13 protein-coding genes are annotated in these 18,575 nt (G+C 64.0%); 5 read left to right on the top strand and 8 right to left on the bottom strand.

Annotation, left to right across the window (positions count from 1 at the left end):
• Positions 1 to 65 precede the first annotated feature (65 nt).
• The 3 genes from fabG to plsX form a co-directional block, all read right to left on the bottom strand.
• Entirely contained in the window at positions 66 to 842 is a 777-nt protein-coding gene (fabG, locus tag HG800_RS13410; protein ID WP_169977118.1) for a 3-oxoacyl-[acyl-carrier-protein] reductase, read from the bottom strand.
• A gap of 188 nt (positions 843 to 1,030) precedes the next feature.
• Positions 1,031 to 1,951, bottom strand: a complete 921-nt coding sequence (gene fabD / locus HG800_RS13405) for an ACP S-malonyltransferase (protein WP_169977171.1) — start codon at positions 1,949 to 1,951, stop codon at positions 1,031 to 1,033.
• A gap of 60 nt (positions 1,952 to 2,011) precedes the next feature.
• Complete coding sequence (plsX, locus tag HG800_RS13400) at positions 2,012 to 3,073, bottom strand: phosphate acyltransferase PlsX (RefSeq protein ID WP_169977117.1); 1,062 nt, start codon at positions 3,071 to 3,073, stop codon at positions 2,012 to 2,014.
• Between the two features lie 556 nt (positions 3,074 to 3,629).
• Between plsX and dps the strand changes: the two genes are divergently transcribed.
• A complete protein-coding gene (gene dps, locus HG800_RS13395; protein WP_169977116.1) occupies positions 3,630 to 4,136 on the top strand; it encodes a DNA starvation/stationary phase protection protein Dps in 507 nt (168 codons plus the stop codon).
• A gap of 165 nt (positions 4,137 to 4,301) precedes the next feature.
• Here dps and HG800_RS13390 read toward each other — a convergent pair whose 3' ends face one another.
• Complete coding sequence (locus HG800_RS13390; RefSeq protein ID WP_169977115.1) at positions 4,302 to 7,178, bottom strand: hypothetical protein; 2,877 nt, start codon at positions 7,176 to 7,178, stop codon at positions 4,302 to 4,304.
• A gap of 609 nt (positions 7,179 to 7,787) precedes the next feature.
• Complete coding sequence (locus HG800_RS13385; RefSeq protein WP_169977114.1) at positions 7,788 to 8,570, bottom strand: apolipoprotein A1/A4/E family protein; 783 nt, start codon at positions 8,568 to 8,570, stop codon at positions 7,788 to 7,790.
• Positions 8,571 to 8,848: 278 nt separating this feature from the next.
• Here HG800_RS13385 and HG800_RS13380 point away from each other — a divergent pair, with 278 nt between their 5' ends.
• Both HG800_RS13380 and HG800_RS13375 read left to right on the top strand, forming a co-directional pair.
• Positions 8,849 to 9,979: a YncE family protein gene (locus tag HG800_RS13380; protein WP_169977113.1), complete on the top strand. Its 1,131-nt coding sequence runs from the start codon at positions 8,849 to 8,851 to the stop codon at positions 9,977 to 9,979.
• A gap of 37 nt (positions 9,980 to 10,016) precedes the next feature.
• The gene (locus HG800_RS13375) at positions 10,017 to 11,384 is read left to right on the top strand and encodes a right-handed parallel beta-helix repeat-containing protein (protein WP_169977112.1); all 1,368 of its coding nucleotides are present in this window, start codon (positions 10,017 to 10,019) and stop codon (positions 11,382 to 11,384) included.
• Between the two features lie 88 nt (positions 11,385 to 11,472).
• On the opposite strand, the gene HG800_RS13370 is transcribed toward HG800_RS13375, so the two are convergent.
• Together HG800_RS13370 and HG800_RS13365 are read right to left on the bottom strand one after the other, a co-directional pair.
• The gene (locus tag HG800_RS13370; RefSeq protein WP_169977111.1) at positions 11,473 to 11,652 is read right to left on the bottom strand and encodes a hypothetical protein; all 180 of its coding nucleotides are present in this window, start codon (positions 11,650 to 11,652) and stop codon (positions 11,473 to 11,475) included.
• A gap of 31 nt (positions 11,653 to 11,683) precedes the next feature.
• Positions 11,684 to 12,826: a DUF1559 family PulG-like putative transporter gene (locus HG800_RS13365; protein WP_182830370.1), complete on the bottom strand. Its 1,143-nt coding sequence runs from the start codon at positions 12,824 to 12,826 to the stop codon at positions 11,684 to 11,686.
• Between the two features lie 282 nt (positions 12,827 to 13,108).
• Between HG800_RS13365 and HG800_RS13360 the strand changes: the two genes are divergently transcribed.
• A complete protein-coding gene (locus tag HG800_RS13360; RefSeq protein ID WP_169977109.1) occupies positions 13,109 to 13,660 on the top strand; it encodes a hypothetical protein in 552 nt (183 codons plus the stop codon).
• Positions 13,661 to 13,956: 296 nt separating this feature from the next.
• Here the strand turns inward: HG800_RS13360 and HG800_RS13355 are convergent, their stop codons facing one another.
• Complete coding sequence (locus HG800_RS13355) at positions 13,957 to 16,653, bottom strand: M16 family metallopeptidase (RefSeq protein WP_169977108.1); 2,697 nt, start codon at positions 16,651 to 16,653, stop codon at positions 13,957 to 13,959.
• Positions 16,654 to 17,821: 1,168 nt separating this feature from the next.
• Between HG800_RS13355 and HG800_RS13350 the strand changes: the two genes are divergently transcribed.
• Positions 17,822 to 18,553: a YceH family protein gene (locus tag HG800_RS13350; protein WP_169977107.1), complete on the top strand. Its 732-nt coding sequence runs from the start codon at positions 17,822 to 17,824 to the stop codon at positions 18,551 to 18,553.
• The last annotated feature ends 22 nt before the right edge of the window (positions 18,554 to 18,575 follow it).

Genomic DNA, 18,575 nt, shown 5'->3' with positions numbered 1-18,575 from the left:
TGCCGATGCGACGACCGACCCTCGCGGTCAGGCTCGGGTCGGGTTCGATCGCTCAACGCGTCCCATCAGGCGGTCATTCCGCCATCGACGGCAATGACCTGACCGGTCAGGTAGCGTGCTCCGGGACCGGAAAGATAACAGACCAGATCGGCAATATCGTCCACCTGGCCGAACTTTTTCATCGGGACGTGATCCTTGACCGCGTCCTTGACCTTGTCGGGCAAGACGTCGGTCATGTCCGTCTCGATAAAGCCGGGGGCCACGGCATTGACGGTAATGTTCCTCGTCGCCAGCTCCCGGGCCACTGTCCGGGTAAACCCGATCAGACCGGCCTTGCTGGCCGAGTAGTTCGCCTGGCCCGGGTTCCCCATCAGTCCGGCCACGCTGGAGATATTGACAATCCGCCCGTAACGCTGGCGCATCATCAACGCTCCCACGGCCCGGGTGAAGTAAAAGGCCCCGAACAGGTTGGTTTCCAGCACGTCGCGGAACGCCTCATCCTCCATCCGGAGCATCAGGCCGTCTTTCGTGATCCCGGCATTGTTGACCAGGACATGAACCTTCTCGAATTTCGCCTCGACCTCGCTCACGATCCGGTTCACGTCCTCAGAGCTGGCAACGCTGCCGGCAAAGGCCTCGGCCGTGCCGCCGGCCGATCGAATCGCCTCAAGGGTTCCTGCGAGCCCCTCGACCGATCGTGCCACCACGGCCACGGTGGCCCCACAGGACGCCAGCCGTTCCGCGATCGCGCGGCCAATCCCTCGCGAGGCTCCCGTCACCAGGGCCACCTGACCCGACAATTCGACTGTACAACCAGAATGCGGAATCGCGTCGGCGGGCATGATGCTGAAGATCCTTCACGCGGCCAGGGTTCGATCGAGTGCCCAAACCGTTCGCTCGGGCAATTCGAGCGGTTATATCCCCCCCGATTGCGGCCGATCAAGGCCAATTCAGCGGTAAGAACCCGGCCTTGTCCGCCCCGGAGCCTCTCCGCAAACCGTTTGCACGCCGGACGAATCGGCCCATCGCCTCACCGAGCCGGCACGCTCGTGCAGGGAACCTTGCGATTGATCCGCTTCAACAGCCCGGTCAAGACCCGGCCCGGCCCGATCTCATAAAAGGTGTCGAACCCGTCGTCGAGCATCCGTCGCATCGAGGCTTCCCACAAGACCCCCCGCGTCACCTGCGTGGCGAGCGTCTGGCGGATTGCATCCGGGTCGTCACCATGCGGACCGGCCGTCACGTTCGAGTAAACCGGAATCCGCGGAGGCTTCAGATCCGCCAACGCCAGCACCTCGGCCAGTTGCGCATCAGCAGGCTTCATCAGGTCGGTGTGAAAGGCTCCAGCGACGGCCAGGGGGATGACCTTCATCGCCCCCAGCTCGGTGGCGATCGGCTCGACGTGCGTCAGCGCCTCTTTCGACCCCGAGACGACGATGTTTCCCGGGCAAAGCATGTTCGCCTTCCAGATTGTTCCGCCACCGATCGTCGCCACGCGGGCGATGAGTTCATCGACCTTCGCCTCATCCAGGCCGAGCACGCTGGTCATCCCGCTCGGCGAGGCGTTCGAGGCCGCCTGCATCGCCTCTCCCCGGCGTCGAACCGTCCGCAAGCCGGCCTCAAAGTCGAGCGCCCCGGCAAAGACGAGGGCCGTGTACTCTCCCAGGCTCAGGCCCGCCGCCCCGGCCACCGAGGCAACCAGATCCGGCTCCCTCGCCTTCAGGTCTTCCAGGGCCGCCAGGCTTGCCACAAAGATCGCCGGCTGGCTGACGTCAGTGGCCTCCAACGCCTCGGCCGGCCCCTCGAAACAGAGTTTCGACAGCGGAAATCCGAGAATCGCATCGGCCCGATCAAACAGCTCGCGAGCCGCCGGAACCTCCTCGTACAGCTCCTTGCCCATACCGACCGCCTGGGCGCCCTGGCCGGGGAACAGAAACGCGACCTTCATCAGTGCATTCGTCCGTGTTCGGGGTGTCGATCAATCCAGGGCATTCGATCCGATCGCTCGAGGTTACGGGGCCACGTCCCCTTCGGCCTTCGGCGGCGCGACTTCCTCGATCTTCGGGGCGGCTTCCAGCTCTCGGATAATCTGGTCGTTGACCTGATCGGTGGCCAGAGTCGAGGCAACCCGCAGGGCGTTCTTGATGGCTCGGGCGTCGCTCGAACCGTGGCAGATGATGCACGAGCCTCGGATACCCAGCAGCGGGCCGCCGCCGTACTCGTGGTATTCGTAGCGTCGCTTCAGACCCCGGAGCGAGGTAATAATCTTGCCGCCGGCCTCCTCGGGAATCTCGGGCAGCAAGCGGGCAATCTCCTGCTTCAGCTCCGAAAAGAGGAACTCGACCGCCCCCTCGCCCGCCTTGAGCAAGACATTGCCCACAAACCCCTCACAGACGACCACGCGGGCGTCCCCTTCGTAAATGTCTCGCCCTTCGATGTTGCCTCGGAAGCGGTTCGACATCTGACTCGCGCGGAACAAGGCAGCGGTGGCTCGGGTCAGCTCGGTCCCCTTCGCCTCCTCGCTGCCGACGTTGAGCAAACCAATATGGGGCTTATCGACCCCAAGAATCTGCTCCGCGTACACCGCTCCCATCACGCCGTATTGATAAAGATCTTCAGGCCGGGCGTTCATGTTCGCCCCCACGTCCACAATCACCACCGGCCCGTGGTGCGAGGGGAAAATCGCGGCGATCCCCGGCCGTCGAACGCCGGGGAGGAACATCTTGGCGTTGAACAGGGCCGAGGCGACCATCGCGCCAGTACTTCCCGCCGAAACGATTCCGCCCACCTCTCCGGCGGACATCAAGGCCCAGCTCTTGGAGATGGAATTGTCGCGTTTCTTTCGCAGGGCTTCGACCGGCTTCTCATCCATGCCAATGACTTCCGAGGCATGAACGATCGGCAAGCGATCGCGGGGGGCATCGGGGTAATGGGCCAGTTCCGCCGCCACGCGGGCCTCGTCTCCGACCAGGACCACCGTCAGGCCAGGCTCTCCTCGAACGGCCTCAACTGCTCCCTCAACGATCGGCCCGGGAGCCAGGTCCCCCCCCATCGCGTCCAGCACGATCCGCATCGGTGATCCACTCCAGCAAGGAAGCGACAGAATCCGCTTCCGATCCGTCGGAAAAGAACGCCCCAGCCGGAGCTCGGCCCATCCGTCCCAAGGGCTCCGAATCCGATCCGTGCTCGTCCGGCTCGACCGGGCCGGTATCGCGCATTCCGGTTGGGTGTGCTCAAGAGCAATGGTCCAGACCGCACCGGATGGCGTCGTCGAGGCGTTGCGAAGTGCGACATCCTAGAAAAACCGGCTCGGCCATGTCAAGCACCGCTGCATTGCCCTAAGCTGCGACAATTTCAGCGGATCGGCCCGCCCATCCGGCAGCGTTTCCACCTCAATTCTCCCGACTCGACCACCTCTCACACCACTGGCATGAGAGTTGCCCAATGAGACTCCCGAGGTGCGAGAAATCCCGGATGGTCGAGGTCCTAAACCGACACGACCTGGACTCAATCGCCCCCTCTCTTTTTTCCCCAGCATTGTGTCACTCGCGTGGCCCCGATGCGCGGCGACCGCGTCTCCCCGGAGGCCACTCCGCCCTGTGGCTCGTTCCTTGAAGGACCTGAACGTTATGGCGACCAGTCAGACCCACCGCATGTTCCGGACTCGAGTCGATTTACCCACCGAACAACGCGAGAAGCTGGTCGATCTCCTTAACCAGCACGTTGCCGATTCGATGGATCTGTACACCCAGGTGAAACACGCCCACTGGAACGTCAAGGGCCGCAACTTCTACTCGATCCACGAATTGACCGACACCTTCGCCGGCGAACTGATTCCCTTCATCGACGAGATTGCCGAGCGAGCCACTGCCCTTGGCGGACACGTTTCAGGAACCCTCCGCATGGCGGCCGAATCGACCAGCCTTCCGGAATATCCGAACGACCTGGTCGATGCAATCGATCACGTCCATGCCCTTGTCGAGCGCATCGGCATTTACGCCAACAGCGTCCGGGCCGCGATCGACCAGGCCGAGGAACTCCGCGACAAGGATACCGCCGACCTGTTCACCGAAATCAGTCGGTTGGTCGACAAGCGCCTTTGGTTCTTCGAAGCCCATCTCCAGGGCAATGATTGACCATTCGATGATTCGACCCGTTCACCGAACGGGTCGGCCTCCTGCGCCGCAACCGCTTCCAAGCAACCAGGCGTCTCGAACGCAACCCGGCACAAATTCCCCGGGTGTTCGCGACGCCTGGTTACGTGTTGATCCCAGCGTTGCAAATTTTCCGTGTTGCGTCGATCAGGGTTGCTCGTCCTTTCGACCTGATCCCCCGCCGATCACGTCGCGGAGCAAGCCTCGTCCAACGTCGCGCAGCAGATCTTCCGCCGGAGGAGCCACCTGAGGTGGGTTGACGGGGCCTTCCTGGTCATTGCCGGATCGACCGTCCTCATCACCGAGCATGCGAAGCAACTGACCGGCCCCCACGGCCGCTCCTCGGCCGATCAATCGGCCTCCCTGCTGGCGAAGCCCGATCCGGAAGGCCTCCTGGTCCAGTCGCGGCTGGCCAAGCGTCCCGCCGATCGGCACGCCGACGCGGGTTCCTCCCAGCACGTCGTTCAGGACCTGCTGACCTCCGAGCAATCGCTCGCTCAAGGGCACGCCCACGCGCATCGCCAGGGTCTGATCGAGCCCGACCGACCCTTCAAATTGCAGAGCCACCCCTTCGGCCGCCACAATCTCCAGGCCGCTCTGATGCACCCGGCCCTCGGCAATCGCCACGTCCACCACCTGATTGATCGTCAGGTTCGGCACGTCCTGCTGCGAGAGGCCCGAGAGGCCCAGAATTTTCTGCATCATCGGGCCAGGACCATACGTCACTTGCTGGAAGGCAACCCGAGCCGCCATTTCGACCTCGGCCCCACCGTCCTCTGGTGTCGGCCCAGCCAGTGGCACACGCAACTGATCGACCCTGGCCGAGAGCCGTCCGTCGACCTGCGTCGCTTCGCGAAGCACCGGAGCAATGTAGGCAAGCACCCGCCGGGAAACGTCATCGGTGATCTCAATCTGGTCGATCCCCGAGCCCTCGGCAATCGTCAGGATCATCGAGCCGTCCTCTCCCAGATCGACCGCCGGTGTCACCACGAGTTGACCACCGTTGAGCGTCGTCGCGATCGGATCAATCAGGATCTCCCCTCGATCGACCCGAACCAGTAACGGAGCCGGCCCGACCTGCAAGCCGAAAACCACCGCCTCGGTCAAATCCACACCCAATTCGGCGTCGATTCCGTTGAGGATCTCCTTCGTTGAGCCACCCGACAGCGGACCATTCAGGCGGAACGGCCGAGGGGTCCCGACCAGTCGGGCCTGCGGCTCGGTTGCCTCGGCCACACGATGGCTGATGGCCTCCCAATCCGGCTCGAACGCCCCCGTGAGCGACGCCACCCGAGCCGTCGAGACCGCGTCGATCCGTCCCGAGGCCCGCACTCGTCCCATCGCGTGTTCGACCAGAAGTTCGGCCAGATCGAGCCGGTCGTCGGAGGATCGGTAGACGGCATCGAAGGCCAGGGACGGCGGATCGACCACCGGGTCTCCTTCCTCTGGAGCCGCCTCATCCATCGCCAGTCGCCCGCGAACGGCCAGCGCGTCCTCGGTCGGCGAGACGTCCACCACCGCATCAACGCCTTCGGTCTTTGCGGCGGCATGCACCCGGTTCCACCCGGTCGGCAACCCTGGAGTCGCGGCCGGGCCTTGTACAATCAGGTCAAACCGGGCCGCTTCCCGAACGATCGGTTCCTCGGTCACGCCGGCGACCCGCAACGCCTGGCCTTCGACCGCCAGGCGAGCCGTGTAGGAACTGCCCGCCTCATCGCGCCGGTAATCGCCACCGAACCGGCCCGAGCCCCCCAACGCCACCGCTCCCAGATCCACCCATTGACGCAGTTGGGTATCGAGCGCATTCAGGTCGATGGCACCGCCGAACGTGACTCCCTGGTCCAGGTCCCCCTGCCCTTCGGCATTCAGGAAGCTTGAGACAACCGTAATCGTCTCGACCTCGACCGCAGCGCCTGTACCCTGCTGAAGCCGAGCCGACACGGTGATCGGCTCGTCCATCGCCACCACCCGCGTCCCTTCCCGGGCAGAGAGCTCGGCAATCCGGGCCGTGACCTCGGCGGGTGAGGCACCATCCTCCCCCTCCGGCCCGAGGATTGCCACCACATCGACCGCCCCTTGCTCCAGGGTCAAGCCCTCTCGCAAGGCGAGTGTGTTCGGCATTTGCGTCGCCAGGGCAGCCAGATCGACCCGGCCGACCCACTTCGACCCACCTTCCGGCCCATCCGGGTCAAGTCCAACGGTCACAACGGGTGCCTTCAGGTCAAGCTGTCGAATGGCCACGCCTTCGGCTTCCAGATCAAGATCCCAGGCAGCCTCGATCCGATCAAACTCCGGTTGATCACCCTTGAGCGTCGGCCCTCCGGCCGAAACGTTGGTCAAGACCGTGTCCCCGGTCAGTTGCAAGTCCGTCCCGACCATCCGTACGCCAACCTCTCCCCCGAAAATCCCTTCGGCCACGACTCCCGCCTGCTCGACCGCCAGAGGCCAGCGCGATCCGGCAATCGCCACGACCGCCTCGGCCGCTTCCGGATTCCGAGCATCATAGTGCCCCGAGACCGCCAGGCTCCGGGCATCGGGATTGGTCAGCGCGATCTCCCAGCTCAAAGGGGCAGGCAAGCAAACCAACGTCATGTCGAGCCGATCGGCTGTGACGGGCGCGGCCAGTTCAGGGCTGGTCAGTTTCAGGGTTCCGGCGTCGATCGCCAGGGTAAACCGCGTGGACGGGCCTTCGTCGTCCCCTAAAGTTTCATCATCGTCGTCGCCACCGGCCAGAATCGGCTCGAGCGCCTCGGCCAGGTCAATCGACCCGTCGGCCCGACGTTCGATATCCACCGCGGCTCCGTGCAAGGTCAGGGTGCCGAAGTCCGGCTGCATTGTCGCCAACTGCCAGAGCGACCGATCGAGCGTCGCCGTCGGGCTGGTGACGACCGCCTTGCCGTTGCCGTCGCGAAGCACCACGCCCCTGAGCCGAACCGGGTTGCTCCACGAAACGGAAACCCCCTCCAGCTCGATCACGGTCGGAGCATACATGACATTGACCTGCGCGACGATTGCACGTCGCACGATCGGAGTCCCGATCAACCACGGCAGGCCCACGATGCCACCGATCAGTACAACCAATCCAACCACCGCGATCCATCGCAGACGACGCCTCCACCGAGGGCGGGGGCTCTGGGGCGTTTGTGACACGGATTCAGACTCCTTGGAGATCGAGCCCCTTCCGAGGCGGAACGGTCGAGGATCGGTCAAAGTCCACCGCAGCAATCATACCGAATACAGAGCGTGTCCGGCGAATCGACGGCGAGTCGGCCCCCCCTCATGAACCCTCAGGCCGCTTGAGTGGTGACATGTGCGATCATCGCGGCATCCCATCGCCCATCCTTCGGCAACCCTCCCCGGTGCGATCGAAGGCACAGATGACCTATCTGGCTCTCTCTCGCCACGCCCGCAGGGAGAGAGGTCTCAGACCCAGATGCCGGACTCTTCGTCTTGACCGACAGCCCCCTTACCCGGCTTGGCCACCGTCTCCCCCGCAAGCAGGGGCGAGGGTTGTGTGTCTTGCTCCCTCTCCCCACGCTGGGGAGAGGGACGGGGTGAGGGCTCCCCGATCTTCATCGCATCGCCCTGCCCGGCCTCGATTCCCGGGCAAGCGACGTTCCACCGCATCGCGGATCACGGCTGCTGAGGCTGGGGAGCCGGGGCGGGGGCCGGGCCGACCAAATCATTGAGCAATTGACCCGTCAGTTCTTGGGCTGACTGCCGCAGACCTTCCCGGGCACGCTGGGCCTCGCCGGTCACTTGCTCCCGGACACCGCCGACCACCTGACGGACCCCCTGGCGGGCACCTTCCACCTTCTGATTGACCTGCCCCTTGACCACGCCAAGGGTCGACTCGACCTCGCCGCGCAGCTCATCAGCCGCCTGACGGGCTTCGCCCTTGACCTCATCAATTGTGAGCTCGACCTCTGATCGGATCTCGCCGACGGTCTGATTGACCTCGCCACGCAACTCGTTGGCCGCGCCGGTCGCCATCGCGCCAACCGCCTGACGCACCCCACCGACCACCCCGTCAATCACCTGCTCCGCCTCGGCCCGAGCCTTCGGGGCCAGCTCGCTGGGCGGGGGCAACTGCGGCAATTCAGGCAATGCGGGGGGAGTCAGGGCTTCAACCGAAGCAGAGGAATCGAAGCGAGAAGGAGTCACCGAATCGTCGAAGAAGAACGGCGCGGGCATGTTCGGGTCATCGAGCGGAGGGAGCGTTTCCGGGTTGGCGCGGCGGGCGGTCGAGGCCTCCGGATTCGGGGCAGACTCAGTCTCGACCGGGGCTGATGCGACCGGCGTCGCCCCGTTCTCAGAACCCGACCCGCAGCCAGTCAGCAGCAGGGCCATCCCGGCGGCCATTCCCATCGAGCCGATCACGGTTCGGACAGCAATCGGACGAATCTTCGTGAGCATCTTCCATGACTCCCCAGCAAGGTCCAGGGCGAGGCCCGACCGGGGACCATCCCCTCGGGGCATCCTCGGCAGGGCGAACGATCGCTCGGAGGATACACGGCTTCCTTCAATCGACAAGGCCACTTCCGGGGTGTCGGGGCGTTGCTCCCACCAATCCGGCCTTGTAGCCTGACCTTATGTCATTGGGACCGCCCCCGTCTTCGGCGGTCTCCCGTTCGTGTTCGTGCGTGTTTGCCCTCGACGACTGATCGATCGGCCGACTTCAGGAGGAGGGGCCCATGCTCCCGACCCGCCGCACCCTTGTCTTGCTCGTCCTCGCTCTGATTGCGGTCGTGCCCGCCCGACCGGCGCTCGCCGATGATCCCGCCGACGAGCCCATCCGACGCCTGCTTTACGTCGCCGTACCCGGCATTCGCAACTATCTTGAATACGGCGGCCACGGCCTGCTCGTCTTTGACATCGATAACGGTCACCGCCTCCTCAAACGCATACCGACCGGCGGCCTCAACCCCGAAGGCGTCCCCATCAATGTCAAGGGGATCTGTGCCAGTGCCATCACCAATCGTCTTTACATCAGCACTATCACCACCCTCCAATGCCTTGACCTGAAGACCGAACAGCTTCTCTGGGAGATTCCCTACGAAGGGGGATGCGACCGCATGTCTCTTTCCCCCGATGGCAAGACGCTCTATCTCCCCTCGTTCGAGAAGGCCCACTGGCACGTCGTCGATGCGATCTCCGGTGACGTAATCGCCAGAATCGTTCCCGATTCCGGCGCTCACAATACCGTGTATGGACTGGACGGCCGCTTCGCCTACCTCGCCGGATTACGATCGAACGAGCTGACCGTCGCCGACACCTCGACTCATACCATCGCCAGGACCGTCGGCCCCTTCTCCCACTCGATTCGCCCGTTCACGGTCAACGGATCGCAAACACGATGCTATGTCAATGTGAACGAGCTGCTCGGTTTCGAGATCGGCGACATTACCACCGGCGAGAAGCTCGCCCGCGTCGAGGTCCGGGGCTTCAACCGCGGCCCGGTCAAGCGCCACGGCTGCCCGAGTCACGGCGTCGGCCTGACGCCGGACGAGTCGGAGGTCTGGGTCGTCGACGCCTACAACCAGCGCCTCCACATCTTCGACAACACGACCATGCCCCCCACCCAACGCGAGAGCATCGCCGTCCGCGACGAGCCCGGCTGGATCACCTTCAGCCTCGACGGCTCGATCGCCTGGCCCTCGACCGGCGACGTCATCGACGTCCCTTCGAGGCAGATCATCGCCACCCTGGCCGACGAGCACGGCAACCCGGTCATGAGCGAGAAGGTCGTCGAGATCCACTGGCAAGGGGACGAGCCGATCCGCAACGGCGACCAGTTCGGCCTCGGTCGCGTCACGAACGACTGATCACTGGACCGTTCCACTCGACAGGAGCCACGTGCTCATGGCATCCGTCCGCGATTATGGCGCCGTCGGCGACGGCCAATCCGACGACACCGAGGCCCTTCGCCACGCCGTCGAGGCCGGGGACGGCTCGCTCGTCTTCGACCGAGGAACCTACCGAATCTCGGGGACCATCGAGGTCCCGCTCGACGCCCACGGCCCCGTCGCCATCCGGGGCGACGGCACCGCCCGGATCGTCATGACCGCGGCGGGTCCGGCGTTCCGGATCGTCGGCACCCATCGGGGCACCGCCGATCCGGGGTCGCTCACCGACTCCGTCTCCACCCGAGAGCGCCTGCCGATCGTCTCCGGGATCGAGATCGCCGGCGAGCACGACGGGGCCGTCGGCCTTGAGCTGACGGGCACGATGGAGGCGACGCTTCACGCCGTCTTGATCCGTCAATGTCTCATCGGAGTGCATCTGACGAATCGGAACCGCAACGTCCTGATCGACGCCTGCCACATCTACCACGGCCGGGGCCCGAAGGCGATCGGCGTCTCCTTCGACGGGGTGAACCTGCACCAGGCGATCATCGTCGGCAGCCACATCAGCTACCACCGCCACGCGGGCATCAAGATCGCCCGGAGCGAGATCCGGAACCTTCAGATCACCGGCAACGACATCGAGTACAACCACGACGACCAGGACAACAGCCCGGATTCGGCTGACGTCTGGATCGACTCCCGAGAAGGAACCGTCCGCGAGGGGACGATCGCCTCGAACACGATCCAGGCCAAGCCGAGCCCCAACGGCTCGAACGTTCGCATCGAAGGCCCCGAGCGCGACGATTCGGCCGGGGCCGGCCTCTGGACGATCGTCGGCAACATCCTTCAGAGCCAGGAACGAAACCTCTGGCTCCGACACTGCCGGGCCGTCACCGTCTCTGGAAACTCGTTCGCCTCGGCCGAGCGGCACTCGATTGACATCGACGCATGTCGCATCATCAGCCTCGCATCGAACACGATCGACCACAATCCCGACTACCGAGGGTCCTTCCTCGACGGCATTGTCATCCGCCGATCCTCGGCGATCAATCTCACCGGCCTGATCCTCGAAGGAGTTCGCGTCGGTCGACCCGACCGGGGCGCGGCGATCTCGGTGAGCGACTCGGAAGCGATCACGCTTGGTCATTGTCAAGTGCTCGACCCCACCGCCAGGGCGATCGAGTTGACCAATGTCCGATCCACACTCGTTCACGGATGCACGTTGATCGACCGACGATCGGAACCCTCGATGACCGAGGCCATTCGCCTTCGCGGCCGATGCTCCGGCGTGGCCATCCGGGGGAACCTTGTCACTGGAGGCCCGCCGGCCATCATTGCCGAGGCGGGCGACTCCGTGGTGGTCGAGGGAAACTTCAACGCCTAATCACGACCTGGAGAACGAAACGAACGGGGATCAATCTCGGGATCGATCCCCGTTCTGCGAGAGTCCTGGCCCAGACACTACGGCTGCGTCAGGGAGCCATTCCTCCGCCGGTCTTCTCTTCATCTTCGACCATTTCGTCGTACTGCTGGATTTCCTGCTTCTGCTCCTCGGTCAGCGGGGGAAGCTGTGAGGGGTCGGTAATCGGCGCCTCACCTCCGCTACACCCGGAAAGTCCGATCATCAGAACAAAATATGTGAGCAATCGCATTTAAAAACGTCCCAAGAAAATTGTGTGATGGTCAGAACTCGTCGGCGCTGAGCGGCTCGCCGTCGTCGATCACGCAGAGCTTGCGGAAGGTGGACGGATTCACCGTGAACTTGATGAAACGGACCGAACCGTCACCCAACAGGGCATTCATGCCGCCCGGGTGCGAGGCACCGAACATGCGCCGCCAGAGCGTGCCGCCGGTGTTGCCTCCGGCCGGATCGCTGCAGAAGCCATTGAGGGCCGGGGCTTGCGAGTCCGGAATCGGCGGGAAGTGCCAGCGGATGTTGTCCTCGTCCCAGCCGGAGTTGTTCCAGCGCTCGTTATCGCCGCCATCGGAGCCCCATCGGGTATCGGGCAAGCTCTTCTCAGCCACAAGGATCGAATTCGAGGTACCGTCGCGGAAGTCGGCCAGCTTGCGGGTCGCACCTCGGCCGCTCCAGACGATCGCACCTTTCCGACGCGCGGTGTTTCCCTGGTTCGGGGTGGCTCGCTCGTCACCAATCGGCGTAAGACCGTTGGGCGGGGGAGGAACGAACTGAGAATCGCTGGCTCCGGAGAAGCCGTTGCACTCGTAGGTTTCACCCTGGAAGAAACCCGCGTTGCCAGCATAGTCATTTCGGGTGAAGCCAGACGTTCCGTTGTAGCGTTCTAACGGGCGGCGACTCGGGCAGTTGTAAATGGCGATTGAGACGCGGGCCACGTCGTTCTCGCCGTTCAGGTCGCCCGGCCGGCCACCGTGGATCGGGGGAGCATCGAAGTTCGCCAGGTTGTAGACCTGCTGCATTTCAATATACGGGGTGATCTTGAAGAAGTGGTTCCAGCCATCCGGGTGAGCCGCGTTGCAGCAGGTGGTTCCACCGTAGGTGTCGACTCCTGGCCGCTCGTCATAGTTGTAGCCGGCAGGGTTCGGGGTCACACCATCAGAGGTCACGGCCTGAGGGTGGCCGTCATGAGGCCCCTGGGGCAGGAAGCCGTTGGCACTCTCGAAGTTCATGAAGCCAAGACCAATCTGCTTCAGGTTGTTGGTGCACTGGGCGCGGCGGGCCGCTTCTCGGGCACTTTGGACCGCCGGCAAGAGCAACGCGATGAGAACGCCGATGATCGCGATGACCACCAGCAGCTCAATCAGGGTGAAGGCATCTCGCTGAGGGGAACGTCGATGAAGGCAACGCACGAGTGAACGCTCCAAAGGAGGGAGGGAATGCCTTTGCAGGCCGAAGTTCGGGAGGAGTTCCCGTTATAGGCCAGATCTATTTCAACTCGATGTGCCAGCCATGAACTTTTCATTAAACTTGGCTTTTCTTCCCCATCCCGGGAACCGCCCCCTTCTTGCCACAAAAATTTGATATGAAGTTTCGTTGAACTTGCTGGACAAGAACGTTTTCCCTGGTATTCTCCCTGGATTCACGATCAATCCCTTCCAGAACCTCTCCTCCATACGATCGGAGTTCTTGCCGTGATCAACCTGCGAGTTGTGGTGTCTTCCGTCCTCATCAGTGCCTTGATTGGTGCGGCATCCCAGGCCCAGACGGCCGAATCGCCGGTTTACAATAGCTGGGCTCAGGTGCCGGTCGGGACGCGAATGATCCAGAAAACCGTTTCGGTTGGCTCGGATGGGAGTTCGGTGGAATCGCGAACGATCCTGACCTTGCAGTCGATCGACGACGACGTGGCCCGCGTGGAGCAAACCTATGTCGACTCTGAAGGGGAGGAGTTCATCCAGGTCTTCCGCTATCGGCGCTGGGTGGCCTTGCGTCCGGGGGTGAAGGCGGAAGACCTCGGCATCCCGGCCGACGCGACCGATCAGGGGGAGGAGACGCTCCAGCTTGCCGGCCGGGAGTTCAAGACCCGTTGGTACGACACCGTCGGGCAGGCCGAGGCCGGTCCGATGCTCCTTCGGACCTGGTACTCCAGCGAGGTCCCCGGTCTGCTCGTCAAGTCGATCAAACGGATCGAGGGCTTCCCGTCGACCAGCACGGTGGAACTGGTCGATCTCGTGCTCCCCTGACCGACGATCGCGCTCTGAGATCTCGAACTCCGAGAGATGACAGGCAGCCAGAGCGCGGATCGGTTCCTCACGCGATCCCCCTCGCGTGGAGCGGTCGATTGGATACCACCAAACCTTACCCCCTTGCCCTCCGATCTGATCCTCGGCGGGCAAGGCGGGAATTGCTTGCCGAACGGAAGGGTTCATGGATTCGCTGACTTTGAAAATTTGAATTTTAAAACGTTTGATTGAAACTTTTTAACAAGCGAGCGCGTCTGAATTTTGATTTTGCGTTTTGGATTCGGACGTCTGTTCGTTCAGGCACATTCAGAGCGATCGGATCGGCCTCGCCCGCGGATGGGACCGTACTCCACCCGGGTCAGGGCGGTCGGGTCGATGTGGGAGCGAGCGGCGCGGCGGACGGCATCGGGTGTGATTCGAGCCAGGCGGGCGGGGAGGCGAATCGGAGTGTCGAGCGGCAAGCCGTAGTAGGCCAGATCGACAAGGCGTTCGGAGCGTTGGTTGACGGACTGGTAGTCAAAGACCCACGAGCCGCGAAGGTAGTGAATGGCCTGAGCCACCTCGTCGTCGCTGAAAGCCCCGGTGTGGAGGGCTCGGATCTGATCGAGGACGGCAGCAGTGGCCAGGTCGGCCTCGGCCGGACCGGTGCCGACGTAGACCCGGAACAATCCGGGGGCGCGATCGGCCGAGTCGGTCATGCCTCCCGAGACGTGGTAGGCCAGGCCCAAATCGTCGCGCAGGGTCGCATTCAAACGGTCGGTAAAGCCGGGACCGGAGCCGAAAATATGGTCGAGCACCGCCAGGGTCTCGAAATCGGGGTGGCACCGTTGCACGCCCAGGTGACCGATCATCAAATGCACCTGTTCTCCCGGATGGTCGACCCGACGCAGCCGGGGGCGGTGGGATCGGACCGGGAATGGGACCGACGCCGCCGGGATTCCGGTCGGCGTCCAGTCGCCGAAATGGCGAGCCAGCAACGTTCGAAGGGCTCGGGGATCATAATCCCCCACCACCACCATCACAGCGTTGTCCGGCGCGAAGAACTGGCGATGATGCGCCAGCACGTCGGCACGCGTGAGCGCGGAGAGCTGCCGAGGGGTGCCTCGAGGATCTCGGGCGTAGGGGTGATCGCCGTAGACGAGGCCCCGAAAAATCAAGTCGGCGCGGAACGCCGGGTCGTCGCGGTCGCCCCTCAGTTCGGCAATGGTTCGGCGTCGGGCCCAATCCACGGCGTCGTCGGGGAAGGTCGGGCGGCGGACAAGGTCGGCCAGGACCTCAACGCCGAGGGCAAGATCCTCGGCTCGAATCTGAAGCGAGGCCCCGGTGGAGCCGGCGTCGAGGACCGCGCCGACGTCCTCAACCGCTTCGGCCAGTTGTTCGGCCGAGTGGCGGGCGGTTCCTTCTTCGAGCAATCGGCCGGTCAGATAGGCCGCGCCGGGGACGGCTTCGCGGGTGGAATCGGCATCAATGAACAGTTCCAGGGCGACGACCCCCGCGCCGGGATGTCGTTCCGTGATGATCCGAAGCCCGTTGTCGAGGAACCGGGATCGCGGCCGATAGTTCGGCAAGGTCGGGGCCGATCCGGCCGCTACGGCGAGTGGAAGCTCGGAGATCGGGCATGAGCACCTGTCGGCCGCGGGAGAGGCGATCGGAGGAGACGCCGGCGTCATCGGAGGGGGCGAAGGGAGCATGGCAAGGGTCGATCGGCCCGCTCGCGGAAGTGCCCAGCCGACCGTCTCGCGTGTTTCCGCAAGGTAGGTCGAAGCCACGCGGCGGATGTCGTCGGCTGAGACGGCCAGGGCAGCGCGATGCGCTTCGAGCCAGTCGGTCCAGCGTCCCCAGAGAGCCGTCACTCCCAGGCCGACGACCAGACCGGGAAGGTCGTCCTGCTGCCATCGCCAGGCGGCTTCAAGGCGGCGTCGGGAACGGAGTAGCTCCTCCGGGGTCGGCCCTTCGGTGGTCAGTCGGTCGAGTTCGCGGCGGACGACGCCCTCGATGCGCTTCGGATCGACACCGGGAACCGCCTCGATTTGCACCACCAGTTGCCCGGCCAGGTGGGCCGGGTCGTGCATCGCATCGACATAGGTGGACATCTGGCCGGTCTCGACCAGCGTATCCCAGAGTCGGGAGCGGCGCCCACAGGTCAGGAGGTCGGCCAGGACCCCCAGGGCTGGGGCGTCCGCGTGGCCTCGGGGAACGGTGTGCCAGCCGATCAGGCCTCGGGCGATGGCATCAGGCTCGACCAGTTCGAAGCGTCGTCGATCGACCTGTGAGGACTGGACCTCGGGAACATTCGGGCGGATCAGGCGGCCGGCGGGAATCGACCCAAAACAGCGGAGCACGGCGTCGAAGACGCGATCAGGCTTCAGGTCGCCGGCCAGGACGAGTACGGCCCCATCGGGCCGATAGTGCTGGTCGTAGAAGGAGCGAAGGTCGTCGATCGAGATCGCCGCCAGGTCTTCGGGCCAGCCAAGGATGGGGTTGCGGTAGGGGTGATCGTGGTAGCAGTGGAGGAGGAACTGCTCGTCGAGCCTCCCCGAGGGGGAATCCAACTCTCGGGCGCGTTCCTCCTGGATAACGTGGCGTTCCGATTCGATCTCGGACGGATCGAACAGGGCCCCTCGCATGCGGTCGGCTTCAAGTTCGAGGGCCAGTTCCCAGCGGTCTCTCGGGAAGCGGAACCAGTAGTGAGTGCAATCCTCGTCGGTCTCGGCGTTGACCTCACCGGCCGAAACGAACGTAAGGCGGTCGAGCAGTCCTTTGGGGAATCGCTCGGTCCCTTTGAACAGCATGTGCTCGACAAAGTGAGCGAGGCCGGATTTGCCCGTCGGTTCATCGACCGAGCCGACCGGGTAGTACAGGTCGCAGACGACGACCGCCGCGCTGGGACGGGGAAGCACGAGCACGCGCATCCCATTCTCAAGCACCCGCTCGACGACGGGAAGCTGACCATGAGGAACCGGGAGGGCCTCGGCGGTCCGACGTCGGGCCATGACTGCCCCCCTCCTGCTCAGTGCTGTCGCGTGGCGGCGCGGCGGACGGAATCGAAGACCCAACCGGAGCGATCCCAGCCGGCCCGAATCCCGCGTAGAGAAACCGATACCCTGCCAGTTTATCATCCCAGCCGCCACTCGGCGATGGCACTCGTGATGCTTCTTGGCCGCGTGTCGCCTCCGAGCCAACTTCGTTCTTGATGCGAGCGCGAACTCCTTGTCGAAGGCTCCGGGAGCGCCGGGTGCGCCGCGGGGGATCGACCGAGGAGGTTTGACATAACCTTCTGCTGCAAATGGCAGTTGGACACCACTCTGCCGATGGCGTTCCGGCCAGAAATGGGTTCGTTCCGTTGCGGAGCGCTCCCGAGCGAAAGGGCTCGGGAACGCCCCTCGCCCAATGCCGGCCGACCAGAGCGTGGAGGACGGGAGAAGAGCAGCGTTCTGATTCGGAATCGCTGCAACTCGGGATCGGTGCGCGCGCACTCGGGCGCAAACTTCGCGGGAGACGCCAAGACACAAACCCATCTGCAACAACGTGTTGCTGCATCACCAGGCCCAAGCCGATCGGACGAAAATGGGTTCGCTCCGTCGAGGTGCGCGCGATGGTTGGGGAAACACGCGACGATCGAGAGCCGGAACCGGTGCGCAAGATCAGATCGCGAGCGAATCGGGGCCGGTGCGCGGGCCATGGTCGGGATCGAGGACTGAGCGAGATCGACGGAAACCGTTTCATGGCAATGAGTTTTATGGAATTCGCAGCAATCCGTTCCGGACGCAAATGGGTTCGCTCCGTCAGGGTGCGCTGCAAGGGACTGGTTGGCGAAGGAGGTCATCTTTTTTTTCTCTCTCGAGCGACCGGGAACACGAGGAGCGGGAGGTGAATGGTCAGGTCACAGGGGGAATGCCATGGGAAGCCGGTCAGGAGTTGCACGACCAGGGGAAAGATCCTCGCTGAAGTGAATTGGGGAACCCGTCGGAACGACCGACACTGATATCATCGAAGGATTGGGGAGGCTCAGTCACATTTTGAATTGGGGAAATCGAACGTTGTGGAGGCCGGCGCGGGGGGAACGGATCGGGAGCGAGGGATTGCCGGTCAGGACGGGGGTCGGAACAATAAGACCTTTCCTGCCCTTGATGATGGTCGGACCGAGGCGATCGAACGGAAATGAGTGACGCAAGCAACCCTCCCGAACGGCGATGGAGCCCGTTGTCCCTCCGAGAGCGGAGGGTGCTGGGCGTGCTGGTCGAGAAGCAGAAGACGACGCCGGATGTCTATCCGATGTCAATTGCGGGCATCGTGACCGGGTGCAACCAGAAGTCGAACCGCGACCCGGTGACGAGCTACGACGCCGACGACGTGGAGGAGATCCTCATCGGCCTCCGGAAAAAAGGGGCCGCGATTCAGGTCGAAGGCAGCGGCCGGGTCGAGAAGTGGCGGCATAACCTGTATGAGTGGCTCGACCTGAAGGGGCAAGGCGTGGCGATGGCGGTGCTGGCCGAGCTGATGCTCCGAGGCGCCCAGACCGTCGGCGAACTGCGCGGGAGGGCCGCCCGGATGGACCCGATCCCGGACCTGGAGACGTTGCAGCCGATTCTGGAAAAACTGGCCGAGCTTGGGCTGGTCGTTTTTCTCACTCCTCCCGGACAGCGCAGGGGGGTGACGGTCACGCATGGTCTGATGCCGCCCGAAGAGCTGGAACGGGTCCGCCAGAGTGTCGCCTCGGCGAGCGACCGGGACGACGACGAGCCGAGGCCGACGCGGTCGAGCAGCGGCGGTTCGTCGGCCGGCCTTGCGGCCGAGGTGGCCAGTCTGAGAGCCGAGGTGGAGGGTCTTCGAGGGATCGTGGAGACGCTCTCGGCAGAGATGAAGACGTTGAAAGCCTCATTGGGGGAGTAAACGGGAGGGAGGAGGACCGCCG

This window comes from Tautonia rosea (genome assembly GCF_012958305.1).
GTDB lineage: Bacteria > Planctomycetota > Planctomycetia > Isosphaerales > Isosphaeraceae > Tautonia > Tautonia rosea.
Note: the sequence above shows the minus strand (reverse complement) of the source record. Positions and strands in the feature narration are given on the sequence as shown.

What these genes read in the sequence shown, in the direction of transcription:
- fabG (WP_169977118.1), bottom strand. Translation starts at nt 842, where the DNA reads ATGCCCGCCGACGCGATTCCGCATTCTGGTTGTACAGTCGAATTGTCG.
- plsX (WP_169977117.1), bottom strand. Translation starts at nt 3,073, where the DNA reads ATGCGGATCGTGCTGGACGCGATGGGGGGGGACCTGGCTCCCGGGCCG.
- dps (WP_169977116.1), top strand. Translation starts at nt 3,630, where the DNA reads ATGGCGACCAGTCAGACCCACCGCATGTTCCGGACTCGAGTCGATTTA.
- HG800_RS13385 (WP_169977114.1), bottom strand. Translation starts at nt 8,570, where the DNA reads ATGCTCACGAAGATTCGTCCGATTGCTGTCCGAACCGTGATCGGCTCG.
- HG800_RS13380 (WP_169977113.1), top strand. Translation starts at nt 8,849, where the DNA reads ATGCTCCCGACCCGCCGCACCCTTGTCTTGCTCGTCCTCGCTCTGATT.
- HG800_RS13375 (WP_169977112.1), top strand. Translation starts at nt 10,017, where the DNA reads ATGGCATCCGTCCGCGATTATGGCGCCGTCGGCGACGGCCAATCCGAC.
- HG800_RS13370 (WP_169977111.1), bottom strand. Translation starts at nt 11,652, where the DNA reads ATGCGATTGCTCACATATTTTGTTCTGATGATCGGACTTTCCGGGTGT.
- HG800_RS13355 (WP_169977108.1), bottom strand. Translation starts at nt 16,653, where the DNA reads ATGGCCCGACGTCGGACCGCCGAGGCCCTCCCGGTTCCTCATGGTCAG.
- HG800_RS13350 (WP_169977107.1), top strand. Translation starts at nt 17,822, where the DNA reads ATGAGTGACGCAAGCAACCCTCCCGAACGGCGATGGAGCCCGTTGTCC.